General features: G+C 38.5%; 24 protein-coding genes. All 24 read right to left on the bottom strand.

Annotated features, from left to right (window positions below; genetic code table 11):
* Nucleotides 1-9: 9 nt before the first annotated feature.
* The 24 genes from flgD to ylqF all read right to left on the bottom strand — a co-directional run bounded on the left by flgD (nt 10) and on the right by ylqF (nt 25,902).
* Nucleotides 10-690 (bottom strand): flagellar hook assembly protein FlgD, encoded by a 681-nt coding sequence (flgD, locus tag AC3WSO_RS06205; RefSeq protein WP_492529602.1) that lies wholly within the window; start codon nt 688-690, stop codon nt 10-12.
* A 2-nt stretch (nt 691-692) separates the two neighbouring features.
* A complete protein-coding gene (locus tag AC3WSO_RS06200) occupies nt 693-1,973 on the bottom strand; it encodes a flagellar hook-length control protein FliK (protein WP_492529600.1) in 1,281 nt (426 codons plus the stop codon).
* 24 nt (nt 1,974-1,997) lie between these two features.
* Nucleotides 1,998-2,606, bottom strand: coding sequence for a MotE family protein (locus AC3WSO_RS06195; protein ID WP_492534264.1), 609 nt, complete (start codon nt 2,604-2,606; stop codon nt 1,998-2,000).
* A 4-nt stretch (nt 2,607-2,610) separates the two neighbouring features.
* On the bottom strand, nt 2,611-3,060 hold the full coding sequence (fliJ, locus tag AC3WSO_RS06190; RefSeq protein WP_492529598.1) for a flagellar export protein FliJ: 450 nt from the start codon (nt 3,058-3,060) through the stop codon (nt 2,611-2,613).
* Between the two features lies 1 nt (nt 3,061).
* Nucleotides 3,062-4,387 carry a flagellar protein export ATPase FliI gene (fliI, locus tag AC3WSO_RS06185; protein WP_492529596.1) on the bottom strand — a complete coding sequence of 442 codons (1,326 nt, stop codon included), beginning with the start codon at nt 4,385-4,387 and terminating at the stop codon, nt 3,062-3,064.
* A gap of 5 nt (nt 4,388-4,392) precedes the next feature.
* Complete coding sequence (fliH, locus tag AC3WSO_RS06180; RefSeq protein ID WP_492529594.1) at nt 4,393-5,181, bottom strand: flagellar assembly protein FliH; 789 nt, start codon at nt 5,179-5,181, stop codon at nt 4,393-4,395.
* Nucleotides 5,174-6,187 (bottom strand): flagellar motor switch protein FliG, encoded by a 1,014-nt coding sequence (fliG, locus tag AC3WSO_RS06175; protein ID WP_492529592.1) that lies wholly within the window; start codon nt 6,185-6,187, stop codon nt 5,174-5,176. The genes fliH and fliG overlap by 8 nt, the downstream gene beginning before the upstream one ends.
* Nucleotides 6,188-6,202: 15 nt before the next feature.
* Complete coding sequence (gene fliF, locus AC3WSO_RS06170) at nt 6,203-7,792, bottom strand: flagellar basal-body MS-ring/collar protein FliF (protein WP_492529590.1); 1,590 nt, start codon at nt 7,790-7,792, stop codon at nt 6,203-6,205.
* 342 nt (nt 7,793-8,134) lie between these two features.
* Nucleotides 8,135-8,440 (bottom strand): flagellar hook-basal body complex protein FliE, encoded by a 306-nt coding sequence (gene fliE, locus AC3WSO_RS06165; protein WP_197141891.1) that lies wholly within the window; start codon nt 8,438-8,440, stop codon nt 8,135-8,137.
* 23 nt (nt 8,441-8,463) lie between these two features.
* On the bottom strand, nt 8,464-8,925 hold the full coding sequence (gene flgC, locus AC3WSO_RS06160) for a flagellar basal body rod protein FlgC (protein ID WP_197141889.1): 462 nt from the start codon (nt 8,923-8,925) through the stop codon (nt 8,464-8,466).
* 3 nt (nt 8,926-8,928) lie between these two features.
* Nucleotides 8,929-9,321 carry a flagellar basal body rod protein FlgB gene (gene flgB / locus AC3WSO_RS06155; protein WP_492529587.1) on the bottom strand — a complete coding sequence of 131 codons (393 nt, stop codon included), beginning with the start codon at nt 9,319-9,321 and terminating at the stop codon, nt 8,929-8,931.
* Nucleotides 9,322-10,260: 939 nt separating this feature from the next.
* Nucleotides 10,261-11,040 carry a GTP-sensing pleiotropic transcriptional regulator CodY gene (codY, locus tag AC3WSO_RS06150; protein ID WP_492529585.1) on the bottom strand — a complete coding sequence of 260 codons (780 nt, stop codon included), beginning with the start codon at nt 11,038-11,040 and terminating at the stop codon, nt 10,261-10,263.
* Between the two features lie 87 nt (nt 11,041-11,127).
* On the bottom strand, nt 11,128-12,528 hold the full coding sequence (hslU, locus tag AC3WSO_RS06145; protein WP_492529582.1) for an ATP-dependent protease ATPase subunit HslU: 1,401 nt from the start codon (nt 12,526-12,528) through the stop codon (nt 11,128-11,130).
* Nucleotides 12,528-13,073, bottom strand: a complete 546-nt coding sequence (gene hslV, locus AC3WSO_RS06140; protein ID WP_079560452.1) for an ATP-dependent protease subunit HslV — start codon at nt 13,071-13,073, stop codon at nt 12,528-12,530. The genes hslU and hslV overlap by 1 nt, the downstream gene beginning before the upstream one ends.
* A 20-nt stretch (nt 13,074-13,093) precedes the next feature.
* Nucleotides 13,094-13,993 carry a tyrosine recombinase XerC gene (xerC, locus tag AC3WSO_RS06135; protein WP_492529580.1) on the bottom strand — a complete coding sequence of 300 codons (900 nt, stop codon included), beginning with the start codon at nt 13,991-13,993 and terminating at the stop codon, nt 13,094-13,096.
* 537 nt (nt 13,994-14,530) lie between these two features.
* Nucleotides 14,531-15,844, bottom strand: a complete 1,314-nt coding sequence (gene trmFO / locus AC3WSO_RS06130) for an FADH(2)-oxidizing methylenetetrahydrofolate--tRNA-(uracil(54)-C(5))-methyltransferase TrmFO (protein ID WP_492529578.1) — start codon at nt 15,842-15,844, stop codon at nt 14,531-14,533.
* An 18-nt stretch (nt 15,845-15,862) separates the two neighbouring features.
* Nucleotides 15,863-17,941 (bottom strand): type I DNA topoisomerase, encoded by a 2,079-nt coding sequence (gene topA / locus AC3WSO_RS06125; protein WP_492529576.1) that lies wholly within the window; start codon nt 17,939-17,941, stop codon nt 15,863-15,865.
* Between the two features lie 91 nt (nt 17,942-18,032).
* Nucleotides 18,033-18,929, bottom strand: coding sequence for a DNA-processing protein DprA (dprA, locus tag AC3WSO_RS06120; RefSeq protein WP_492529574.1), 897 nt, complete (start codon nt 18,927-18,929; stop codon nt 18,033-18,035).
* Nucleotides 18,930-19,122: 193 nt separating this feature from the next.
* A complete protein-coding gene (gene sucD, locus AC3WSO_RS06115; protein WP_337991304.1) occupies nt 19,123-20,025 on the bottom strand; it encodes a succinate--CoA ligase subunit alpha in 903 nt (300 codons plus the stop codon).
* A 17-nt stretch (nt 20,026-20,042) separates the two neighbouring features.
* Nucleotides 20,043-21,203: an ADP-forming succinate--CoA ligase subunit beta gene (gene sucC / locus AC3WSO_RS06110; protein ID WP_492529572.1), complete on the bottom strand. Its 1,161-nt coding sequence runs from the start codon at nt 21,201-21,203 to the stop codon at nt 20,043-20,045.
* Nucleotides 21,204-21,363: 160 nt separating this feature from the next.
* Nucleotides 21,364-21,666 carry an EscU/YscU/HrcU family type III secretion system export apparatus switch protein gene (locus tag AC3WSO_RS06105; protein WP_492529570.1) on the bottom strand — a complete coding sequence of 101 codons (303 nt, stop codon included), beginning with the start codon at nt 21,664-21,666 and terminating at the stop codon, nt 21,364-21,366.
* Nucleotides 21,663-23,555 carry a TP0910 N-terminal domain-containing protein gene (locus AC3WSO_RS06100; RefSeq protein ID WP_492529568.1) on the bottom strand — a complete coding sequence of 631 codons (1,893 nt, stop codon included), beginning with the start codon at nt 23,553-23,555 and terminating at the stop codon, nt 21,663-21,665. Before AC3WSO_RS06100 ends, AC3WSO_RS06105 begins: the two co-directional genes overlap by 4 nt.
* A 465-nt stretch (nt 23,556-24,020) precedes the next feature.
* On the bottom strand, nt 24,021-24,779 hold the full coding sequence (gene rnhB / locus AC3WSO_RS06095) for a ribonuclease HII (RefSeq protein WP_492529566.1): 759 nt from the start codon (nt 24,777-24,779) through the stop codon (nt 24,021-24,023).
* A 247-nt stretch (nt 24,780-25,026) separates the two neighbouring features.
* Nucleotides 25,027-25,902 carry a ribosome biogenesis GTPase YlqF gene (gene ylqF / locus AC3WSO_RS06090; RefSeq protein WP_492529564.1) on the bottom strand — a complete coding sequence of 292 codons (876 nt, stop codon included), beginning with the start codon at nt 25,900-25,902 and terminating at the stop codon, nt 25,027-25,029.
* Nucleotides 25,903-25,904: the final 2 nt, after the last annotated feature.

Genomic DNA, 25,904 nt, shown 5'->3' with positions numbered 1-25,904 from the left:
TCTCCACCTTTATTCGCTTATTACGGTAAAATCTTTATCTGTTAATTTTTTATCATTATCTAATACATAATAAATAACGCCATCTTTATTCGTTACAGAAACGATTTTCCCTTGTAGTTCTTGTTCGCCATCCTTATACGTAACATTTTTACCAATTAGTTTGCTTCCTTGTACAAGTGGAGATTCTGTTACTGCATTATTATCTGAACTGCCTAAAATAGCTGAGATATTACCAGGAGTTATTTCCTTACCATCGGCTAGTACAAACACTGCATCACCATCTACAAACTTCACCGATTTAATTGTACCTGTTCCTTCATTAATAACAGGTTTGCCTTTTTCATCTAGCTTATCTGTTAGCTCGTGCCATTTTACTTCCTTACCAACAAATGATGTATAATTCATAAGCTGTGTTTGCTGCTGTGAGACAAGTAATGATTCCATCGCTTTTGTCATATTTTGCATTTGCTCTAAAGACGAGAATTGAGCCATTTGAGATATGAATTCTCGGTCGTCCATTGGATTTGTTGGATCTTGGTGTTGTAGTTGAGTAATTAATAATTGTAAGAATGCATCCTTTCCAAGATCACTATTACCCGTTTGCTTCGTTGGCTTCTTATAGTTAGAATAATAAAAGTCACCTGTTACATTTGTATTTACTGGTTTAGTATTATTCGTTGCATCTGCCATCCTTACACCTCCTCACTTATTAAATAGTCACTAAATGATTTACCTTCATCATCATCGTCGCTTTTTTGCTCCTCCTCATCTTGCTGTTGTTGCTTAAAGAAATTATTGAAGAAGCTTTGGTCGCGTTGTTGACGATCTGCATCTTGTAGTGATTGGGCAATATCAAGGCGATCCACTTGAATATTTTGCTGTACGAAGGCTTGCTTTAATTGATGCGATTGACTATCAAGTAATTCACGACCTTGTGCTGTTGAAGCAAGCAAACGTGCTGTAAGGACACCGTCATTTTGCACAAGCTCGATACGAATTGTTCCTAGATTTTCTGGATACAATTTCAATGTTAAGCGTGTAATACCTTGTGCATTCGAGATTTGGGCTCTATTGATAATTGCTTGCATCTCTTTTAATAATGCCTCTGACTGCGCTGGTTTTGCAGCAGGTAGTGTCACTTGGAATGTATCTGCTTTTGTTTGGACTGTGTTGGAAGTCACCATTTCATTCGCACTTGTGTCTGTCTGTTTTGTAACTTGAACTTGTTGAACTACTTTCTGAAAACCTTGTAACGGAAGTGTTACTGTTGTTTTCGTTGTTACTTGCTGTGCCGTTTGAAGCGTCTCAACTTGTGTTTGAAGCGTTGTCAAAAGACTTTTGACGTTAGTTAGAACGTTTTCTTGTGAAGCTGTTAAGTCTGTTTTTTGTCCAACTAGCTGTGCTAACTTTAACACTTGAAGCAATGGCGCTATTTCTTTCGGTGTCACTTGTCCTTCACCTTGTATAGCTGCTACGATTTGTGTTTGAAGCGTTGGTGCCTGAGCGTCTACTAGTGCTAAAAGTTCCCATACATCTCTTGCTTCTTGATCTTCCCCTAGCAACTGTTGTACTAATTGTTGGAGTTGCTCAGTATCAATGCCCAACGCATCCATTAAGTGATCCAGATTTAACATTTCATCTATTGCAACAGCTTTACCTTCTTCACCAATTTGAAGCATTAACAAACCATCGTCATGTGGGATACCTAATACATCTAGCACGTCTTCTATAGACTCGGCATTTAAAAACGCTGCTAAATCAGAGGTATCTTTTGTATCTGTTGACTGTGTTTGCTGCTGTGTTTTATTTGAAGAAGAAATAACCTCTCCAAACACTGATCCAAACGTTGCTAACTTCTCTTTATTCGACGGTCCATTTGCTTTCACATTGGAATCGCCTGTTGTCGAAGCCTTTGTAGCCGCGTTTTTAGTTGGTATAGCCTTAGACATCATTTGCATCATTGCTACATCCATCATTTCACCTCCTTTCAAATGTTCTTATTGTTTAGCCATCATTTCTGTATATTTAGCTGCATCTTGTGGCTCCATTTTTTCTAGAATCGCCGCTAATTTATCTGGTTTTAAACTTGTTAAAATACGAAGTGCTTCTGTATCACTCATTTTAATTAGAACTGGCGCTGCTGCTTTAGGGGACATCTTATCAAATGTTTTTAAAATATCAGTAAAGTCACGCTTTACGTCACTTTGCTCCCTATTTAATTTTTCAACTTCAAATTTCAGCTGTTCATTTTCTGTCGTTAACTTTTCTTTTTCAGTTGTTGATGTATCAATCTTTTTTTGTAGCTGTACAATTTCTGCTTCTTTTTCTTGTATTTCAGCCTGTAAATTTACAACCTTCGAATCATTATTTACTACGGCATCTTTTGCTTGTTGTTCTTCTGAAGGAACGAATGGTAAATTTTCAATTGCCTTCTTCCCTAAATCAAAGACATTCGTATTCATTAGGGTTGCAACAACAAGTAGGATTGCCGCTACAAACATAACCGGTATTACAAACCATGTGAAAAACTTTCGAAGGCCTCCTGATTTACGTTTAGGCGGTTGTTCTTCTAATTCCGTCTTAAGTCTATTGTCTTTTTTCACCATGAAATCACCTGATTTCTCTCTTGTTATACGTAAGCGATGAAATCTCATCTAAAAAAATGCCTTCGATACGATCCTGCTCTTGCTGGAACACTTTGAAATCTTTCTCTCGCATTTTTTCAAATTTACGTACTTCCAAGTTTTTTTCTAATAATTTTTCTTCGTGCCAATTCATTTTTGCACGAGCTTGAACAACTTTCTGCTGTACATCAGCAATTGTTTTTTCGAGGCTATCAATAAAACGTGCATAATGATGAACTTCCTCTATTGATGAACCTACAGCTAAACGCTCCTGCTGAAACTCTATTAAATCTTCTTTCTTTTTTAACAACTCATATAACTTTGACGCTACTTCTTCAAAAGAACGTACAGATTCTTTATAGGCAATTTCAGTTTCATTTTTTTCCTGCTCTCGAATGGTTAACACTTTTTCAAAACGATAAATATAACTTACCACCCTAATGTCCACCACCGTTCGATAACGAAATTAACTCATTCATACTTTCCTCAAGGGTCACTTTATCTAAATAGCCTTGCTTTAAATAAGCGGTAATGAGTGGTTCATAGTAAATAGCTTCATCAATTTCTTTTGACGTTCCCTTCTTATATGCACCGATATTAATTAGATCCTCCGACTTGTCATATGTATAATAGAGCTCTCTTAATCGTTCCGCAGCCTTTTTGTGCTCTGGCTCTGCCACATGATTCATCAAACGGCTGACGCTTTTTAATACATTAATAGCTGGATATTGACCTTTATTGGCAAGGTTTCGATCAAGGACTATATGACCGTCTAAAATCCCTCGCACAGTATCAGCAATCGGCTCATTCATATCATCACCATCAACTAATACTGTATAAAATGCAGTAATAGAGCCTTTTTCATTAGTGCCTGTGCGCTCTAATACTTTAGGTAAAATCGCAAAAACAGATGGTGTGTATCCTTTTTGAGCTGGAGGTTCACCTGTCGCAAGACCAATCTCACGCTGTGCCATAGCAACACGAGTCACGGAGTCCATCATTAACATGACATTTAAACCACGATTTCTAAAATATTCGGCAATCGCTGTTGCAGTAAAGGCTCCTTTAATGCGCATCAGCGCAGGCTGATCGGAAGTGGCAGCAACAACTATAGAACGGCTTAAACCCTCTGGCCCTAAGTCTCGCTCTATAAACTCACGAACTTCACGACCACGCTCTCCAATTAGTGCGATTACGTTTAAATCCGCTTGTGTATTTCGCGCAATCATACCGAGCAATGTACTTTTCCCGACCCCAGATCCGGCGAAAATACCAACACGTTGTCCATTACCCACTGTAAGCATGCCATCAATTGCTTTAACACCTACTTCGAGTCTTTCATTAATAGGTGGGCGTGTTAGCGGATTTGGTGGGTCCTGCTCTGTCGGAACTGACATTAATCCTTTCGGCAATAAAGTTCCATCTATTGGATTCCCCATAGAATCAAGTACTTTACCGATTAGCTCGGGGCCGACTTTTACTTCAAGTGGTGCCCCTGTACCTTCAACTAGACAGCCAATTGATATTTCTCTTAGGGAGGTAAAAGGCATTAAGACGACAATTTCATCTTTAAAGCCTACAACCTCTGCCAAGATAATTTGATGCCCGTTTTTAGAAGTTTCAACATAAATTTTACAAACGTCACCAATGGAACTATCTGGACCTTGCGACTCAATCATCAAGCCGACAACTCTAGTAACTCTACCAAACTTTTTAAAGGTTGGTATTTGAGGAATTTGTTCGATTAATTGAGCCGTTTTCATCTAGATCATTCCTTACTTTCTAATATTTCATGTAACTTCAATCTTAGTTCGTTTAATTGCTCATCAATACTTACAACAATTCGTCCATGATTTGTTTCTATATAACAATCTGTTTCATTTTCTAAATCTTCATTTACAAAAATCATAAATGGTACGTCAGTTGGGAACATTTCAGCTAGTTCATCACGATTACCAGTAATTAATGCATAGTAAGTAGGTGAAACATAGATTTTAATTTCTTTCATTTCTCTTGCTTCTTTAAGTCCTCTGCGAACGATTGACACAAATAATTCGTTGTCTCGCTCTAAAGATGTATCAATAATTCGCTCTGCGGCGGTTAAACCTAACTCTAAAATTATCGATTCTTGATCTTCAATATATTTCCGAGCATTCTCCCCCGCTTGGATAATTATTTCATTGGCCGTTTGGAGAGATTGCGCCATCGCTTCATTCGCTTTGTTTGTACCATCCTCATAACCTTGACCAAATCCTTCATCATAAGCTTCTTGCACTCGATTAGGTCGTTCTTCTTCCCAGTCTTGCTTTAAATGTTCAATTTCCTGGGAGAATAATTGCTTTTCTTGTTCAAAGGCCTCGCGTTCAGCCTGTATAGAAGCTCTAGCTTCCGCAAGCAAGCGCTCGCGTTCTTCTAGTACTTCTTCCATAGTAATCTGGTTTTGAGGTTGAATTTCTCCATTTTCTATCTCATGCAACTCAAACATTTCACGGATTTGAATCTTTTTGACATGATCACCATTGGACTGTGTATGTACAGAACGGATGATTCTAGACAATGACGTCATCTCCTCCACCACGTGCAATAATAATCTCACCAGCATCCTCTAAGCGACGAATGACCGCAACAATTCGAGATTGCGCTTCTTCTACGTCACGCAGACGAACAGGACCCATAATTTCCATTTCTTCCTTAAATGTTTCAGCCATACGTTGTGACATATTGCGGAAAATAATGTCTTTTACTTCTTCACTTGAAACTTTCATTGAAAGCAGTAAGTCTTCATTTTCACAATCGCGAATAACACGTTGTATCGAACGATTATCGAGCGTAACAATATCTTCGAATACAAACATACGTTTCTTGATTTCTTCTGCAAGCTCTGGATCTTGAATTTCGAGTGCATCGAGAATCGTTTTTTCCGTTTGTCGGTCTACACCATTTAACACTTCAACAACTGCATCAACGCCACCCGTTTCAGTGTAATCTTGTGTCACAGTCGATGATAATTTACGCTCTAAAACAGATTCAATTTCACTAATAACTTCTGGTGAAGTTGAATCCATTACAGCAATACGTTTAGCAATATCAGCCTGTACTTCCTGTGGCAATGAAGATAAAATCACACCCGCTTGCCCTGCCTCTAAATAAGAGAGGATAAGGGCAATTGTTTGTGGATGTTCATTTTGAATAAAGTTAAAAATTTGTGCTGGGTCAGCTCTACGCGCAAAGTCAAAAGGACGTACTTGTAAAGAAGATGTAAGGCGATTAATAATTGTTTGCGCCTGTTCTACACCAAGAGCTTTTTCCAATACTGTCTTCGCGTAACCAATACCACCCTGTGTAATATAATCTTGCGCAAGTGCAATATTGTGGAACTCTTCAATAATTTCCTCTTTCACATTTGCTTCTACTTTTTTAACGTTTGAAATCTCTAATGTTAAACGTTCAATTTCTTCTTCTGTTAAGTGTTTATAGACAGAAGCTGAAACCTCAGGCCCTAATGAAATTAACAAGAGAGCGGCCTTTTGTTTGCCTGTTAATTCCTTTTCTTTCTTGGACACAGCCGAACCTCCTAGTTAGTCTTCCGCAATCCAACTACGCAGTAACTTCGCAAAATCGTCTGGCTTTTCTTTTGCCATTTTTTCAAGCTGCTTACGACGCATTGTAGCTTCCGTTTCAATTTCTTCATTTATATCTTCAATCATTAGTTCTTCTTGTTCATCTAGGATACTTAGTTCTTCTTCTTCCTGTGCACGTTTACGTGAACGGACAATGAAGAATGCAAGCAATACTATGACAGCAAGTAATATGCCGCCGATTACCCAAACCCACCATGGAATAACAGATTTTTCGCTAGCTGTCTCTGTTGCTTTACCATTTAAAGGATGTACTGAAACAGCAACTTTTTCATCAATTTGATCTTGAGTAAGCTCAGCTGCTACATCTTTAGAAATCGTCGTACGAACAATAGTACTTAAAATTTGCTGGATATCCTCACGAATCCCATCTGGTAATGTTGCCGCGTCAGTTGCTGTCGGCGGTTCTACAATTACTTGGATACCTATATCTTGAACTTTATATGGGGCCTCTTGAATCTCTTTGCGTATACGGTTTACGTCATAATTAATTGTTTCTTCGGTATGCTCGGAATCCCCGTTACCCATGGTACCTTCGTTATAAGTGGTAAAGTTATCTGTCGTCGTTTCAGCTTCAGGTGTACCAGTAGCCGCAGCTGTACCAGAATATTGATCCGAAATACGTTGAGCACTAATGGCGATTCCTTCCATATTCTCTTCATCAACCGGTGTAACTAGGTTTTCTTCACGATTTTCTTTTTTGAAATCGATGTCTGTTGTCACAGAAACAATTACTTTGTCTTGTCCCATAAGCGTACCTAGCATATTTTGGACTTGACGTTGTAGATCACGCTCAACCAATTTCTTCGCTTGTAACTGACCTTCAGCTGTCGTAGTTGAAGCTCCGTCAGTAGTTGGAGCATTTAGATCAAAGTACTCAGAAAATTGGTTAGAAATAACAATGTTGTCCGTCTTTAAATTCGGAACACTTTTTGCAACTAGATTGTACATAGTGGCAATTTGTTGCTCTGTAAATTTATAGCCAGAATCAGTATTTAATACAATAGATGCAGTCGCTTCATCTTTAACATCCTTTAAGAAGACTCCTTCTTCCGGAACGTTAATCATTACCTTTGCATCTTTTACACCCTCTAGATTTTTAAAAAGCTTTGCAATTTCTGTTTCAGTCGCAGCTTTTTTTAATAGGTTAAACTCATTATCTGTCATACCAAATCCAGAGCTATTTGCAAAAGAGTAATCAATCGACCCCGTTTGCGGATATCCGTCCGATGCCAACTGTACTAACAATGAATCAACTTGTTCTTCAGGCACTAAAATCGATGTTCCCCCCGGTGCAAGTTCATATTTTACACCTTTGGTATCTAACTCTTCCTTCACTTGTCCGATTTCTCTTGTCGATAAATCTTTATAAAGTGGTACATATGTAATTTTTGTAGCAAAAAATGTAATAACGGCAGCAAGTGCTATAACCCCTACCACTGAACCAATCATTACAATTTTTTGTTTTTTACTACGACTTGTCCAAAATTGGCTGGTGTCGTTTTTTATTTTCGTCAATCGTTCATTCATTATGAATCCTCCGGTTATAGTGAACAACCTATCCATCTAATAATTCGCGAAAACAGTGATATCCCATAGCATTCAATCATTATCATCACCATAACGTATTGATTTCCGTTTCGACTAGGAGCGTCCGATAAACCATTTGGGGCAATCAGGATGTTGGCCACGAAAGCATTATCACAAGTCATGATGTAATTGCCTTCGCTTTTCTATTGTCTCACTCACTTCAAGGCTACCACCTTCTGTATCATGAACGTGATCCCTCTGGAGTCATCCAACCTCCACATCAATCATCCATTTAAAATATGGGATAAATTCTTTACTTCAATAGAGCTTATTCAATTAAAGTTAGACACTCATACGCATTATTTCTTGGTAAGCTTCAATCACCTTATTGCGAACTTCAATTGTTGCATTTAATGTAATGCTCGCCTTTTGTGATGCAATCATCACTTCGTGCAACTCTACATCTCCACCATTAATTAACTTTTGAGTAAGGTTATCAGAAGTAATTTGTTGATCATTAACCTTCGATATTGCTTCTTTTAACGAGTTCGCGAAGCTCTGTTGTGCTTCATAAGGTGTCACATTAAGTTTATTTGTTTCATTTACAACCTGCGTAGGTGTCATTTGCGAAACGGACGAAATTGTCATTATGTATCTTCCCTTCCTCTTATTTATCTTCCAATCTCTAAAGCCTTTGTCAGCATGGATTTATTTGCATTCAATACAGTTATGTTTGCCTCGTAGGAACGAGTAGCTGACATTAAATCTACCATTTCTTTTAACGGATCTACATTCGGCATATTTACATAGCCATCTGCATTTGCATCTGGATGAGTTGGATCATACACAAGTTTGAAAGGTGTTTCTCTATCTTCTTTTATTTGTGTAACTTTTACGCCGTTGCCAACACCACTTTTCGCATTTTTGCCAACTGCGGCATTAAAGAACTTAGAAAACTGTCCCTCTTGCGCTGTAAACGTTACAGATTTTCTGCGGTATGGCTCCCACTCCCCGTTCACTTGTCTAGCACGGGTTGAATCCATGTTTGCCATATTCGACGAAACTACATCCATTCGTAAACGCTGTGCCGTTAATGCTGAGGCAGTAGTGTTCATTCCATGAAAAATAGACATCTATTACTTACCTCCTTTAATAACCGTATTTAGAGTATTTAGCTTACCGTTCATGCGTTCAATTAATGCGTTGTAATAAATTTGGTTTTGTGCAAGCTTTGTCTGTTCAGCATCCATATCTACGGCATTACCATTATTTCGATAACGTAAACCATTCACATTATTCACACCAGGCGTTGATTGTCGAATCGCGAAATCAAAATGTCTATTATCCGTACGATAAGCCGAAATTGACATTTGTTGTTCTTTCTCCAACATATCTTTAAAACTTACATTTTTCGCCTTATAATTCGGCGTATCGACATTCGCAATATTATTAGCGATTGTTTTATGATTCAAAGTTGCATAAGAAAGTCCGTTTTCTAGCTTACTAATAGTTCCTCCAAACAAATCCAAAAAGCTCACCTCATTCTTGTACTTCTTATTTTATCCAATAATACAATTGTAATTAAGATGATACGTAGTGTCTATTGTCTTTTGTCACTTTTTGATAGTATAAACGACCCATTTTTATTCACGAATAACCAGGACAATACTTCCGTACCCCTTGATATCACTGGACTCACAGCTACCCTACTCAATACTAGTCATTTTACACCATTTCGACAGTGTTTACGGTTTTAGGATCTATTTTCACCCTTTTTTTACCAAATTAACAGTAGACACAATGTCTAAATTAGAGTTCCTTTTTACTATTTAAACATAAGACCATAATATTACACAAAATTCAGAATAGTTATTCCGTACTTTCTTACAAGTATCAATTGAAGCATATGTTTTTTTCACTTACGCAAAAAGTAGCGCATAAGTAAAAAATCAAATTTAGGGATAAAGCAATGACATTAGCGACTAGGAGGGTCGAAAACTTACCTATAAAAAATGAGCGGAAGGATTAAAACATAGATGATTCCTCCCCCCTATTTAGTACTAAAACACGATTCGACATAATTAAAGCATGTAAACCCAACCGCAAATTTCGTCGAATTTTAAAAGGCATCTGAACAAGATTATCCCAGATGTCTTTGTGTTTCCAATGAATTTTTTGTGTCAAATCCACCGAAGGCTTTAGGCTAACAAATTTGTGAGAAAGCGCAGTGTTAATTTAGCGACAGCGACACGTTTTTTTGTGCGAAAGCGTAGTGCCAATATAGGGACCAAAGAGGAGGAAGGGGTGGTCGACACTCGTCATAGGGAAGTAAGCAGCCTGAAAAGGAATATTAAGGCTACAACATTCTCAAAGTTTCCCTTAGCCATTTTGATTTTCTATATGATAAAAGGCATCTGGAACAAAATTACTTCAGATGCCTCAGATCGTCCCAAAAGGACGCTATTTAATTATTTCATTTTAATTTCAGCTAATGCATTTAAGAATTTATCGTTCAGTACTTTAATGTAAGTACCTTTCATACCTAAAGAGCGAGATTCGATTACACCTGCAGATTCTAGTTTACGTAATGCGTTTACGATTACTGAACGTGTAATACCAACTCGGTCTGCAATTTTTGAAGCAACAAGTAAGCCTTCATGGCCATCAAGCTCTTCAAAGATATGTTCAATAGCCTCTAATTCACTGTATGAAAGTGAATTGATTGCCATTTGTACAACAGCTTTGCTACGAGCTTCCTCTTCAATTTCCTCAGATTTCTCACGTAAAATTTCCATACCAACTACTGTCGCACCGTACTCAGCTAAAATTAAATCATCATCCTCGAATTGTGAAGATAAACGGGCAAGAATTAATGTACCAAGACGCTCACCACCACCAACAATCGGCACAATCGTTGTTAATGCATTTTGGAATAAATCTTTGTTTTCAACTGGGAAAGCAGTATGTTCGTCATTAATATCTAAGTTTGAAGATGTCTCAGAAATTGTAAACAAGCTATGTGTATATTCTTCTGGGAATTGTCGCTCTTCGAACATCTTTTTCATACGCTCGTTTTCAATTTGTTGGTGAATTGAAATACCTAAAAGCTTCCCTTTACGGCTTACAATATAAACATTACTGTCGATAATATCTCCTAATGTATCTGCCATTTCTTTAAAGTTTACCGGTTTACCAGCAGATGCTTGGAGCATCGAGTTAATTTTACGCGTTTTTTCTAATAAATTCATTATATGTTCCTCCTATAAATAATCCGAAAAGTATTTTCTTAATATTCTAAATGTTTTTTAAACTGAATGAAAATATTCAGCCTTATCTTACAATATAAACTGTGATAAATCTTTGTTTTTTACTATACCCGCAAGTTTTTGATCTACATACGCAGCAGTGATTGGAATATTTGCAGGTGCAATTTCTGCAGCTTCAAATGATAATTCTTCTAGTAAGCGTTCTAAAATTGTGTGCAAACGTCGAGCTCCAATATTATCAGTCTCCTGATTGACCTCAGTTGCAATTTCTGCAATTCGCTCAATTGCGTCTTCCGTAAAGTTTATCTCCACGCCTTCAGTTTCTAACAATGCCTTGTATTGCAAAATAAGCGATTGATCTGGCTCTTGCAAAATACGTACAAAATCTTGTTTCGTTAATTTTTCAAGCTCCACTCGAATCGGGAATCGACCTTGCAATTCAGGAATTAAATCTGACGGCTTCGACATATGAAACGCTCCAGCAGCAATAAAAAGCATAAAGTCAGTTTTTACAGCACCGTATTTTGTCGTTACAGTAGAACCTTCAACAATTGGTAAAATATCACGTTGCACACCCTCACGCGATACGTTTGCAGAGGAGTTACTATCCTTACTAGCGATTTTATCAATTTCATCAATAAAAATAATACCTGATTGTTCAGCTCTTGAAATGGCTTCTTGAGCAACTTCATCTGCATCTATGAGTTTATTTGCTTCTTCGACCGTTAAAATACGACGTGCATCTTTCACTTGTAGACGACGTTTTTTCTGCTTTTTAGGCATTAAACTAGACAGCATATCCTGCATGCCATTGTTTGCAGACATATCCATACCCGTTCCTTGTAACGCATCAAAAATAGAAGGATTTTGTTCAGTTACTTCAACAGTAACCCATTCATTTTCTAATTTACCATTACGTAAATCGATAGCGATTTGCGCTCGTTTGGAGCGTACTTCAGTTTCTTCAGAAGAAGAATCATCATTGGCTTGCTGGTCTTTTCCGCCAAATAACATTTCAAAAGGATTTTGCATGGACTGTTTTTTTCGTAATGAAGGAACCAACAACTTAACTATAGCTTCGTTTGCTAATTCTTCGGCTTGGTCCTTCACAGACTCCATCATTTCTTCTTTTACAAGACGATGTGAAGCTTCTACTACATCACGTACCATTGACTCTACGTCTCGCCCTACATATCCTACTTCTGTAAACTTCGTTGCTTCAACTTTTACAAATGGTGCACCCGTTAGCTTTGCAATTCTTCGCGCAATTTCCGTTTTTCCGACACCTGTAGGTCCAATCATCAAAATATTTTTCGGAATTACCTCAGCCTTCATCTCATCACTTAGTAGCGAGCGACGATATCTATTACGTAGTGCAATAGCTACCGCTCGCTTCGCTTCATTTTGTCCAACGATATATCGATCCAAATGCTCAGTAATTTGTCTTGGCGTTAAATTATTTTGTGTCATTAGTTAAGCGCCTCCACGATAATATTATGATTCGTAAACACACAGATTCCAGCAGCGGTTTCTAATGCCGCTTCTGCAATTTCACGAGCAGACATTGTATCACCTGCATACTTTTTCAGGGCACGACCTGCCGATAATGCATAGTTGCCCCCAGAACCAATTGCCAAAACTCCATCATCCGGTTCAATTACCTCTCCCGTACCCGATACAAGAAGGAGTGTACTTTTATCCATTACAAGTAGCATAGCCTCTAATTGACGTAGCATTTTATCACCGCGCCATTGCTTAGCAACTTCTACTGCAGCACGTTGTAAGTTGCCATTGTATTCATTTAACTTTCCTTCAAACATTTCAAAAAGTGTAAAAGCATCGGCAACTGAGCCCGCAAAACCGGCAAGCACCTGCCCATTAAACAGACGTCTGACCTTCCTTGCTGTACCTTTCATAACAACCGCATTTCCCAGGGTCACTTGACCATCACCTGCCATCGCGCAACCTCCGTTATGATGAACAGCAAATATCGTTGTCGCATGAATTTGTCCCATTCGCCTTCCTCCTTAGCTTATTATGCCCTTGGATGAGCATTCATATATGTTTGACGTAGATGCTCTTTTGTTACATGAGTGTAAACTTGTGTAGAAGTTAAATGAGCATGGCCTAATAACTCCTGCACCGTACGTAAATCTGCGCCATTATTCAATAAATGTGTGGCAAAAGTATGGCGAAGCATATGTGGATATATTTTCGTATGGAGCGAGGCTTTGTCAATCATTTCAGTTAAAATATGACGTACACCTCGTGGAGTAAGTTCCCCACCGCGCATGTTGACAAACAATTGCTGATGACTTGTGTTTTTCATCAATCGTGGACGAGCTCGTTCTATGTAATCCTGCATAGCTAAACTCGCAAATTGCCCGAATGGAATAATGCGTTCTTTTCGCCCTTTTCCCATTACCCTAATAATCGAATAATGGAAATCAACATCTTCTACTTGAATTGAGGTGAGCTCACTTACACGAATACCTGTCGCATATAACAGCTCCAATATAGCCATATTTCTTAATGATTTCAAATCATCGCCGACATTCGCATCAAATAGCTGAATCAATTCTTCTTCGTAGAAAAAACTAGGTAAACGTGATTCTTTTTTCGGATGATAAAGTGATCGAAATGCCCCATCATCTAATCCGTGCTGTTTATTTAGAAAGCGAAAGAAGGAGCGTATTGAGGAGATTTTCCTTGATACAGATGATCTTGCTCTCTTTTCATCGTACAACTTTGTTACATAAAGACGTGCATGTATATACTCAACACTAGCTAAATCATTTACGCCCTCCGCTTGCAAAAACGCTAAAAAATCTAGTAGGTCCGATTCATATTCTCGCACTGTATGAACAGAGAAGTTTTTTTCAATTTGGATATAAAGCATAAACTGTTCAAGTGCATCTTGGGACGAAACTAACATAAAAAGATTCACCACCAATGGATTTATTGATAATCTTCTCAAATTACAGGGCAACACCATAACGAGCGGTTGATTTTTCGTTCCGCATGAACTCGTTCCTAAAGGCGTCCAGTGAGCCGCTTGGGCAAAAGGATGTTAATCACGAAGGCGTTATCACAGGACGTGATGGTTTTAACCTTCGTCTATTGCTGGATCCCAAAGGAGTCGTTCAGTTTACACTTCCAATCAACTTATATAAACGGCATACATTTTTACAAATGCCACCCTCAACGTTGGCTGATGAGCCTAAAGTGCTTTCACTTGCCATTAAAAGAATGTCAATTTTCGATGATCCTCTTTAGTTTGTCACTTTGGGTATCGTTAAATGTAGAAAACATACATATTGACACTATACCTATCTTCATCATATAGCAAGTGAAAATGTTTATATTTTGAGAAAATCTCCATACAAAATAATAAAACACGTGTAAATTAGCATTTTGCTACAAAAAAGAAAAAGCCTCTAAGAGTATACCAACTTTTAGAGGCTTTTTGCAATCAAATTGTTTGTGAATTCACAAAATTACGAATTGTGCTTATTGCACGTGTTGCATGCATCTCTGCACGTTCTGGCTTCGAACGACGTCCTGGTGGTAGTTCAGGGAAAATTCCAAAGTTAACGTTCATCGGCTGGAAATTTTTCGATTGCGCTTCTGTTATATAACGCGCCATACTACCTAAAGCCGTTTCAAATGGGAAGATAATTTGCTCTTGCCCTAATGCTAACCGAGCTGCATTAATACCGGCAATTAATCCACTACCAGCAGATTCAACATATCCTTCTACACCCGTCATTTGACCCGCAAAGAAAATATTTTTTTGCTCTCGAAGTTGGTACGTTTTCTCTAGAACCTTTGGCGAGTTAATGAATGTATTTCTATGCATTACGCCATAACGAACGATTTCAACATTCTCTAATCCCGGAATTAATTGTAGTACTTCCTTCTGTGGTCCCCATTTTAAGTGCGTTTGGAAGCCAACGATATTATAAAGAGTTCCTGCTGCATCGTCTTGACGTAACTGGACAACTGCATATGGTCGTTTCCCTGTTTTTGGATCTTCTAGACCTACTGGCTTCATCGGTCCAAATAACATTGTTTTCTCACCGCGAGCAGCCATTACTTCGATAGGCATACATCCTTCAAAGTAAATTTCTTTTTCAAATTCTTTTAATGGCACAACCTCTGCCTCGATTAACGCTTGGCGGAAACGATCAAATTCTTCCTTTGTCATAGGACAGTTTAAATAAGCTGCTTCCCCTTTATCGTAACGAGATTTTAAATAAACTTTTTCCATATCGATGCTATCTTTTTCAATAATTGGTGCTGCTGCATCATAGAAATATAGATAATCTAAACCTGTTAAGCCCTGAACTTTTTCAGCTAAAGCTTTCGATGTTAGTGGTCCTGTGGCAATAACAGTAATACCTTCTGGAATTTCTGTGACTTCTTCATGAATAACTTCCACAAGAGGATGATTTTTCACCGCTTCTGTCACATAGCCTGCAAATTCATGTCGATCCACTGCTAAGGCACCACCTGCTGGTACTGAACATGCATCTGCTGCCTTCATAATTACAGAGTCTAAAATACGCATTTCTTCTTTAATTACACCTACAGCATTCGTTAATCCATTTGCACGTAGTGAGTTCGAACAAACAAGCTCTGCAAATTTATCAGTATGGTGAGCTGGTGTTTGCTTTACTGGACGCATTTCATAAAGTTTAACTTTCACACCACGTTGAGCAATTTGCCAAGCAGCCTCACTGCCTGCAAGCCCTGCGCCTATTACATTTACTACTTGTTCAGTCATGTTCTTACCATCTTTCTATCATTGAGTAGGTGTCTCTTCATAGTCACATTTCGTACATTGAATTTGAACACCTTTTTTAATTTTTTTCTCTACTAATAATGCACTACATTTCGGGCATGGTCTATTAATTGGCTTGTCCCATGAAACAAATTCACACTCAGGATACTGGTTGCAACCATAGAATAAACGCTTTGTTTTACTCTTTCGCTCTACAATTTCACCTGTTTCACAAGAAGGACATTTTACACCAATAGGTTTCATAATAGCTTTTGTATTGCGGCAATCCGGGAAGTTTGAACAAGCCATAAATTTTCCGTATCGTCCAAGCTTATAGACCATTGGAGATCCACAAAGCTCACAATCCTCGCCAGCTGGTTCATCTTTTATGACAACCTTTTCCATAGCCTCATCCGCATATTTTACATGGACCTCAAAATCCTTATAAAACTCATGCACAACTTCTTTCCACTGACGACCGCCTTCTTCAATATCATCCAAATCTTGTTCCATTTGTGCTGTGAATTCGATATTTATGATATCAGGGAAAAACTCTAGTACAAGTTGGTGCACGATTTCTCCTAGCTCTGTCGGCATAAATCGTTTTGCATCTAATACGACATAGCCACGGCGCTGAATTGTATCGAGGGTCGGTGCATATGTGGACGGGCGCCCTATACCTAACTCTTCCATTGTTTTCACAAGACGCGCCTCTGAATAACGTGGTGGTGGCTGTGTGAAATGTTGCTTCGGCTCAATTTCAAGAGATTTTACTTGATCGCCAACTTCCATTTCAGGTAGAAGCTTGTTTGTCTCTTCTGTTTGATCATCTGTACCCTCAATATAGAGTTTCATAAAGCCGGCAAATTTAACTTGCGAGCCGTTTGCACGGAATAAAACATCACCATTTTGCAGATCAACAGCTACTGTATCAAGTACGGCCGGCGCCATCTGACTTGCGATAAAACGCTCCCAAATTAATCGATATAAGCGCAATTGGTCGCGACTAAGCACTGCTTTTAATTCATCCGGAGTTCGCATCGTACTAGTTGGACGAATAGCCTCATGGGCATCTTGTGCATTTGATGCTTTTTTAACCTGCTTCGACTCTGTTGAGATGAATTCTTTGCCGTACTTGGATTCAATGTATGCTACTGCCTCTGTTTTTGCTGTATCTGAAATACGTGTAGAATCGGTACGCATATAAGTAATTAAACCGACTGTACCCTCTTTTTTCCCAACATCAATACCTTCATATAACTGTTGCGCAAGCATCATCGTTTTCTTAGCACGGAAATTTAACTTACGTGCTGCCTCTTGCTGTAAAGAAGATGTTGTAAAAGCAGGTGCTGCATTTCGTTTACGTTCTTTTTTCGATACATTAACAACTTCAAAACTTGTACCTTTAACATTTTTTAAAATAGATTTTACTTGTTCTTCATTTGTTAATTTAATTTTTTCTTTGCCGTTGCCGTAATAAAGCGCATCGAACGTTTTCTTTCCTTTTTCAAAAGAACCTTCAATTGTCCAATATTCTTCCGGTTGGAAGTTTTTAATTTCATTTTCACGATCAATAATCATGCGTAGTGCTACAGATTGTACTCGCCCTGCCGATAGTCCCTTTTTAACCTTTTTCCAAAGAATCGGGCTAATGTTATAACCAACAAGTCTATCCAATATACGACGTGTTTGCTGTGCATCTACTAAATCCATATTAATAGGACGTGGGTTTTTAAAGGATTCTACAATCGCATCTTTTGTAATTTCATTAAAAACGACACGACAATCTGATTGAATATCGATATTTAACGCAGTCGCAAGGTGCCAAGCAATTGCTTCTCCCTCGCGGTCTGGATCGGCTGCTAGAAAGACTTTCTTCACTTTTTTAGCCGCAGACTTTAAGTCCTGTAAAACAGGCCCTTTACCACGAATAGTAATATATTTAGGTTCATAATTATTTTCCGGACTAACGCCCATTTGGCTACGTGGTAAATCACGAACATGCCCGATTGACGCTTTCACTTTATATTTTTTTCCTAAATATCGTTCAATTGTTTTTGCTTTTGCTGGTGATTCTACAATCACTAAATAATCCGCCATCTATGTCTCCCCCTTAGCGAGGTCTATTGCTAAATTTTTAAGTTACCTGTTGCAAAATGTATAACAGATTTTAAGATAATGCAACTTTTTTTCAATTTTTGTTAGAAAAGAGCGTAAGTGTTTCAACGATTTCGTGACCATTACACGCTGGAATAGCTCCTTCTAATAGTAGTTTATTTGTGCCCTTTGATTGCTCCGCATTAATTGGACCCGGTACAACAAATACATCTTTTCCTTGCTCTAATGCATTGTCCGTCGTAATAAGCGTGCCACTTCTTAATGCTGCTTCGGTTACCACTATAGCTTTGGACAATCCACTAATGATTCGGTTGCGCATTGGAAAATGCCATTTCTCAGGCTTCATATATGGAGGATACTCTGTGACAAGTAACTGATGCTCCGCCATATGCTCAGCGAGAGACTGGTTTTCCTTAGGATATATATAATTAAACCCGTGACCAAGCACTGCAATTGTGGAACCGCCAACTTTTATAGTTGTCTCATGAGCGATCTTATCTGCCCCTCTTGCAAGCCCGCTTACAATTGCATATCCGTGTTCAACAAGAGGTGGCACGATTAGGTCCATTGCAGTTTTTGTATATGATGTAGCCTTTCTAGAACCTATAATGGCTACTTGTTTTTCTTTCGTCAATAGAGAATACCGACCTTTCACATACAATACAGTAGGTGGACTGGATATTTCAAATAATTGCGCCGGGTAAAAAGGATGATGAAAAGGTATCGGGGAAATATTGGCCCTTTCATAAGCTTCCGCAAACGACAATGTCATAATTTGTCGAAAACTTCTGGATATCTCCAAAGCTCTACTCGATGATATTTGCAGTGCTTTTGCAATCTCGTAGGGGGGCACTTCCTCAAAATAACTTAGTATATCCACCGGGGACAATAATCGCTGAAGTTTTTGAAGTGGTAATGGGTATATATAATGTAAAGCTAGTAATCTCTGTGTATCAACTGAAAAAATCATTTAAAAGCCTCCTTTTATAATAGAAGAAATTAAATGACCGCTTTTTTAAAAAAGTAAGTAGGAAGTTAGAAGCATATTAATGCAGAGTCCTTGACATCCGCCGGAAGCTTTAACTTCTTTCAGCGGATGTCCAAACACCCGCTGAAAGAAGTTAAAGAAAAAGATGTAGCCACAATGTGCTACATCTTCCATTTTAATGGGTTTTACACTTTTCGTATAGCCCTTTTTCTTTAATTACTTTAATAAGCGTGTCACCAATGACAGATGGCGTTTCTGCTACTTCAATACCAGCAGCATTCATAGCCTTAATTTTCTCTGCTGCTGTTCCTTTACCACCTGAGATAATAGCCCCAGCGTGACCCATACGTTTACCTGGAGGAGCTGTTTGTCCACCGATAAAGCCTACGACAGGTTTCGTCATATTCGCTTTAATCCATTCAGCTGCTTCTTCTTCAGCTGTCCCTCCAATTTCCCCAATCATCACAACTGCATATGTTTCTGGATCGTTGTTAAACGCTTCCAAAACATCGATAAAGTTTGTACCATTTACAGGGTCTCCACCGATCCCTACAGCTGTAGTTTGACCGATACCAGCTTGTGTTAACTGGTGTACCGCTTCATATGTTAATGTACCAGAGCGTGAAACTACTCCTACATGCCCTTTCGTATGGATGTAACCAGGCATAATACCAATCTTACATTCATCTGCCGTAATAACACCAGGACAGTTAGGACCTACTAGACGTGTCTTTTTACCTTCCATATAACGTTTTACTTTAACCATATCAAGTACAGGAATATGCTCAGTTATACAGATTGTTAATTCTAATTCAGCATCAACAGCCTCTAAAATAGCATCTGCCGCGAATGGAGCAGGTACATAAATTACAGAAGTTGTTGCACCTGTTGCAGCCACAGCTTCCGCTACAGTGTTAAATACAGGCACTCCTTCGATTTCAAGACCGCCTTTACCCGGCGTTACACCAGCTACAATTTTAGTACCATACTCAAGCATTTGCTTCGTATGGAAAAGCGCTGTTTCCCCCGTAATACCTTGTACAATTACCTTCGTATCTTTATTAATAAATACAGCCATTATTCTCCCTGCCTTTCTTAGCCTACTAGTCCCACAATTTTTTGTGCACCGTCAGCCATTGAATCCGCTGCAACGATGTTTAAACCAGATGCATTTAAAATCTCTTTTCCAAGCTCTACATTTGTACCTTCTAAACGTACAACTAACGGCACAGTTAAGCCAAGTTCTTTGGCAGCTGCTACAACACCCTCAGCGATAATGTCACATTTCATAATTCCGCCAAAAATGTTTACAAAGATGCCTTTTACATGTGGATCAGAAAGGATAATTTTGAAAGCTTCTGTTACTTTTTCAGCCGTTGCACCGCCACCTACATCTAAGAAGTTAGCAGGGCTTCCGCCATAATAACTAATTGTGTCCATTGTAGCCATTGCAAGTCCAGCTCCATTAACCATACAGCCAATGTTGCCCTCTAATGAAATATAGCTAAGGTCATATTTTGATGCTTCGATTTCCTTTGGATCTTCTTCATCAAAATCACGTAATTCGACAATATCTTTATGACGATACAACGCATTTGCATCGAAATTAAATTTAGCATCTAATGCTAGAACTTCTCCTTGTCCAGTTATAACAAGTGGATTAATTTCTACAATAGAAGCATCCTTATCGATAAACGCTTGATACAAGCCTAACATTAATTTAACAGCTTTCCCTATTAGGTTAGCTGGAATATTCATATTGAACGCCATGCGACGTGCCTGGAAACCTGTTAATCCCACAACAGGATCAACTACTTCTTTGAAGATTTTTTCTGGATGTGATTCCGCTACTTCCTCAATATCCATGCCGCCCTCTTCAGATCCCATCACTGTTACACGGGATGTTGCGCGGTCTAACACTAAACTTAAATAGTATTCTTTTTGAATATCAGAACCCTCTTCAATATATAAGCGTTTTACTTCTTTTCCTTCAGGACCTGTTTGATGAGTCACTAAAATTTTACCTAGTAATTCTTTTGCATATGTACGCACCTCGTCAAGGTTTTTAGCGATTTTTACGCCCCCTGCTTTCCCGCGTCCACCTGCATGAATTTGTGCCTTGACTACAGTCACATTAGACCCAAGTTCCTTCGCTACTTTCACAGCTTCATCAGGGGAAAAAGCAACTTTTCCGTTTGGTACAGCTACACCATATTTTCTAAGAATCTCTTTCCCTTGATATTCATGGATATTCATAATACATCCTCCCATCAAACATTTGCAAAATTGTTTTACTAACATAATCTATTCTAACGAAAGATTCTGATAAAGTCTATACCTTGTCTTTTATTCGTTTTTTACATAAAAATATGACGATTTTATCTACTTTGTGTACTAAAACAGATATTTCCGAAAATCAGAATTCTCTATTTTTTCTATATTTTTGCGCATGTTGTTGATCTAAACGATAAATAAATGCAAAAACCTCAGCGACGGCTTCGTATAATTCTTCAGGAATTGACTCATTTAAATCTAATTGTCCGAGTAATTGAACAAGGTTAGGATCCTCATAAATCGGGACATCGTGCTCATTCGCGCGCGCTAATATATTTTCTGCTACTTTCCCTTTTCCTTTTGCTACTACCGTTGGAGTATCAAAACGACCTAACTTATATGTGAGAGCAATAGCCTCTTTTCGAGTAAATTTTTCTTCACTCATATGCGAAAATCCACCCCACTATGTTCCTCCTGCTGTCCTACTACAGGTTTTTTTTCAGGTTGGGCTTTCTCAAATTGTTTAATAAAAACGCCTGAAAGTTGATATTCTTTTTCAGCTAATCCTATTTTTAACGCTGCTTTTAGTGGTTCTGCAAGCGGAATAATATCATTATTTTCATTAAATACTGTCACAGAAACGACACGGTTTTGAACTTGCATATCAATAACGGTTTCTTTCATAGATTCCATTTGTAAATAAAATAATATGCGCGCGTAATTGGCATCAATTTTACCGTCTTCTTTCATACGCCCATTCCACTGTAATGTTGCATCCATTTTCTTGCCGAAAAATTCTAATGGTACTTGCATAATAAGCTGATGCTGATGCCCATTTTCCCCTGATGCTAGCTGCATACCATTCATACGTGCCATTAACATTTCTGCAGCTTCCTTCAGTTGCGGAGTAACATGCGCTTCCTGCAATAATGTATGTAATTGCGGTTTTAATTGATGTGCAATCTGCTGTAAATCAGCTGACTTGTTACTAAGAGTCGCTTCATAGCTAACTCCTAAATTTTTTAATACCGTTTTAAGCGCATGTTCCATTGCTTTACTGTCCATAGAATTTTGTACATGAGCATCCGCTTGTGTAACAATTTGCTGAATCATCGCTTGCGGGGATTCAACACTATTTCTCATGAGATTTCGCATAAATGCTTCGTTTTGTAGCGGAGTAGTTGCTTCATGCTTTAAAAGTGATAATAAATGGTCTTTCACTGAAAGAGCATTAGCGTCTTGTGTAAATAAACGCGCCGAAGAATTTTCTGCAAATGCATTTATAAGGTTTTCTTGCATTTGTTTTGCAAAAATCTCTAGCGTTTGTTTAGTTGCTGGTAGCTGTTTAAATCGATCGATAAGTACATTTAATGATTGCTTTTGTTCATTAGTTAACAAGCTTTGATTCGCTGTCCATGATCTAAGCTGATCAACAAGATGATGAGTATTGTCAGATTTTGTCGTTAAAATTGTTTGAATAACTTCTCCAGCTTGTTGCAACTGATTTGACTGTACAGGCTTTACATCGCTAAGGCTCGACCAATTTTGCAAGGTTGCCTGCTGAGGTAATATCCCCGCCTCTTTTAAACTATTCATAGCTTGAATCTTTTCACTCATAGAAGCCGCACTATTAGTTAATATTTGTATGGACTTAGCAAGGACTAAACTACCTGTTTCTACTTCAAAAGGCTTTGCAATTGCTTGTATTTGTTGCATTAGATTTTGCTTAAGGTTTTCTGGTAAAGCTATATCCTTCGTTAAAAACTGTGTAAAGTTTTCCATTATGGAAACCATGCCTGCAGTTTTTTGTCCACTTAGAAGAGCTTGAAAAACATCATTTGTCATTGGCATTTTAAACTCTACCATTTTTTGAATGGCTTGCAGGGCATCCATTTTGGTTACGCCCTCCGGTAATGCCTTTAACCACATTTCTGCCTGCATCAGCTGCTCTTTTGAAATCGGAAGCTGCGCCTTCATAAAATGAGCTAGTAGCTGCTGTGATTCAGCTGTTTTAGGTAAATTCATTGATTCAAGTAACTGATTAATCTGTTGACTTTGGGAAGCCATTTGCTCCATAGGACCCGTAACAACTTTTAGTTCGGTTTGTGGGCTTGTACCAGTTACTTGAAAGAAATGCGCATCACCTGCTTTTAGCGGCACTTCGAGTTTTGCAATAAACTTTTGTTGACCAACCTGTATTTCTGCCATTTGATCTGGATATAATTGTTTGATTGTTCCTTGAAATATTTGTCCTTGGTTTAAAGTAAGTGGCTGATTAGCTGAGGTTATAGCAGCTTGTTGCATTTGAATCGGATTAAAAGATGTGGCTGTCATATACATACTCCTTTCATCAATTACTCCTTGGCGTAATTGGCTTCTATTTTTATTTGGCTCATCAATATATAGCGTGGGGTCGATTTACGCTCCGACTGGGCGCTTTGCTTGGGGCGTTCAATCGGAGCTCCAATCAACTTATGAACGTGATCATTTTAGCAAATATCATTTTTGATGATGTGCCTTTTTTTGTATGCTATTATGTTTTCAAAATACAATCAATTATACCTCGGCATAATTGCATTCGGAATCAGCTTTGTGCTAAGGCCTGCAGATGTTTTTTGTGCGAAAGCGCAGTGCTAATGTAGCGTCAGCAACATGTTTTTAGCTGTGCGAAAGCGAAGCGTCAGCAACAACACGAGGACCGACACGATTTCAGTCTTTTCGGTAATGCTACAGGACGTGGCGTTCTTAGACTGAATTTCCTCTACTTTAGCGAATGTTTGGACATTTGCTGGAAAGAAGTTAAAGCATTGACTTTATCGGCTCAAATGATTTGCGATGATGAATAGTCGCACCGTATTCTTCCAGTGCTAATAAATGCTGCTTCGTTCCATATCCCGCATGCTGAGCAAAACCATACATAGGGAATTCCTCATCCAGTTGTTCCATATAATCATCTCGAGCTGTTTTCGCCAATATTGACGCCGCTGCAATAGCTAGGCTTTTCGCATCTCCTTTAATGATTGAATCCTGCGGAATAGAGATTGGTAGCGTCATAGCATCTACTAGCACATAATTAGGTTTCATAGATAACGATTCTACACTTGTCTTCATCGATTGCTTCGTCGCTTCGTAAATATTTAATTCATCAATTTGTTGCGCTGATTGGAAATGGATAAAATAGCTTAATGCATGCTCCTTTATTAAAGCAGCGTAGGCACTGCGTTTATCTTTTGATAATTGCTTTGAATCATCTAATCCAACTAGCGCTTCACAGTTTGCAGGTAAAATAACAGCAGCTGTTACTACTGGCCCTGCCAACGGTCCACGTCCTGCTTCATCTACCCCTGCAATGAAGCCATCTTCTCCCCCGTAACTTTGATCGAAATCGATCTTTGCTTGATGTTCCTGTAGTAGCTGTTGTTTTTTATCTTGACGCTTTTTCCAGCTTAGCCAAGCCTTTTGCACACCGGCACGCTCGTCCGTCTCTACATCGGTCATCCAGTCCTGCCATTCTTCTGCTTCCTTCAAAGCTGCTGTAATTTCTTTAATCGTTTTCATCTATTTACTCCCTTTTTGGTTCTTACAGTTAATCGTTAATTTTTTCCTTTCAGGCTAAGGAAACGTCTTAACGTTTTGGCGTGTTCCACAATATGTACTTGAATGCACATCCATTATAGAAGGACGCTAATCCCAAAATAATTATAACTTCTTTTTCATGCTCTATATCATTTATCGGCAAGAAGAAGTATTCCTAAAAGAAAAACTGTCACGCTCACGATTTATGACGTGAGTATGACAGTTTTCTTTATTGCTGCTCTGTTTCTTTTTCAAGTTGTTCGTCAACAAAGTCAAATGTTAATTTGCCTAATTGTAAACCACGAATATCTCGAACGATTAGTTGAGCTACTTGATCATAATCGATTTCTCCACCAGGACCGAACACACGACGAAGTTTACCGATATGGTCGAAAGTTTCAACTAAATCTTCATGTACAAACTGGAACCCATAGCGCTCTTCCATTCGTGCTGGATAATGAATGGATAAAAAGCGTAGACCATATACAGCTAAATCCTCCATATTCGTTATAGTATCCTTTATAGCACCTGTTAGGGCTAATTTGAAGCCTACTTCTTGATCTTCAAATTTCGGCCATAAAATACCTGGCGTATCGAGTAATTCAAGCTCCTTCCCAACCTTTATCCATTGCTGAGCCTTAGTTACCCCTGGCGTATTACCTGTTTTGGCTATATTTTTCTTTGCAAGACGATTAATTAGCGTCGATTTCCCTACGTTAGGAATGCCAACAATCATTGCGCGAATAGCTCTTGGCTTCATCCCACGTGACTTCATACGGTCAAATTTTTCTTTCAATATTTCTTGAGCAGCCTTTGTCACCTGCTGTAATCCTTTGCCTTCAAGAGAATTGATTGCTACTGCCTTATGACCACGTTTTGCAAAGTACTCTACCCACTTACGTGTTTCATGCTCATCTGCCATATCAGATTTATTTAAAATAAGAAGACGTGGTTTTTGATTTATCACTTCGTCTATCATTGGATTTCGGGAAGATAGAGGCAAACGTGCATCAATTAATTCAAATATAATATCAACGAGCTTTAATTTTTCTGTTACTTCTCTGCGGGCCTTTGCCATATGCCCTGGAAACCATTGTATAGTCATAT

The organism is Lysinibacillus sp. EB106-09-02-XG168 (assembly GCF_058791475.1).
Note: the sequence above shows the minus strand (reverse complement) of the source record. Positions and strands in the feature narration are given on the sequence as shown.

Coding starts and splice junctions, on each gene's coding strand:
- flgD (WP_492529602.1), bottom strand. CDS start 690: ATGGCAGATGCAACGAATAATACTAAACCAGTAAATACAAATGTAACA.
- AC3WSO_RS06200 (WP_492529600.1), bottom strand. CDS start 1,973: ATGGATGTAGCAATGATGCAAATGATGTCTAAGGCTATACCAACTAAA.
- AC3WSO_RS06195 (WP_492534264.1), bottom strand. CDS start 2,606: ATGGTGAAAAAAGACAATAGACTTAAGACGGAATTAGAAGAACAACCG.
- fliI (WP_492529596.1), bottom strand. CDS start 4,387: ATGAAAACGGCTCAATTAATCGAACAAATTCCTCAAATACCAACCTTT.
- fliF (WP_492529590.1), bottom strand. CDS start 7,792: ATGAATGAACGATTGACGAAAATAAAAAACGACACCAGCCAATTTTGG.
- fliE (WP_197141891.1), bottom strand. CDS start 8,440: ATGACAATTTCGTCCGTTTCGCAAATGACACCTACGCAGGTTGTAAAT.
- flgC (WP_197141889.1), bottom strand. CDS start 8,925: ATGTCTATTTTTCATGGAATGAACACTACTGCCTCAGCATTAACGGCA.
- codY (WP_492529585.1), bottom strand. CDS start 11,040: ATGAATTTATTAGAAAAAACGCGTAAAATTAACTCGATGCTCCAAGCA.
- hslU (WP_492529582.1), bottom strand. CDS start 12,528: ATGACACAAAATAATTTAACGCCAAGACAAATTACTGAGCATTTGGAT.
- hslV (WP_079560452.1), bottom strand. CDS start 13,073: ATGGGACAAATTCATGCGACAACGATATTTGCTGTTCATCATAACGGA.
- xerC (WP_492529580.1), bottom strand. CDS start 13,993: ATGTTAGTTTCGTCCCAAGATGCACTTGAACAGTTTATGCTTTATATC.
- trmFO (WP_492529578.1), bottom strand. CDS start 15,844: ATGACTGAACAAGTAGTAAATGTAATAGGCGCAGGGCTTGCAGGCAGT.
- topA (WP_492529576.1), bottom strand. CDS start 17,941: ATGGCGGATTATTTAGTGATTGTAGAATCACCAGCAAAAGCAAAAACA.
- dprA (WP_492529574.1), bottom strand. CDS start 18,929: ATGATTTTTTCAGTTGATACACAGAGATTACTAGCTTTACATTATATA.
- sucD (WP_337991304.1), bottom strand. CDS start 20,025: ATGGCTGTATTTATTAATAAAGATACGAAGGTAATTGTACAAGGTATT.
- sucC (WP_492529572.1), bottom strand. CDS start 21,203: ATGAATATCCATGAATATCAAGGGAAAGAGATTCTTAGAAAATATGGT.
- AC3WSO_RS06105 (WP_492529570.1), bottom strand. CDS start 21,666: ATGAGTGAAGAAAAATTTACTCGAAAAGAGGCTATTGCTCTCACATAT.
- AC3WSO_RS06100 (WP_492529568.1), bottom strand. CDS start 23,555: ATGACAGCCACATCTTTTAATCCGATTCAAATGCAACAAGCTGCTATA.
- rnhB (WP_492529566.1), bottom strand. CDS start 24,779: ATGAAAACGATTAAAGAAATTACAGCAGCTTTGAAGGAAGCAGAAGAA.
- ylqF (WP_492529564.1), bottom strand. CDS start 25,902: ATGACTATACAATGGTTTCCAGGGCATATGGCAAAGGCCCGCAGAGAA.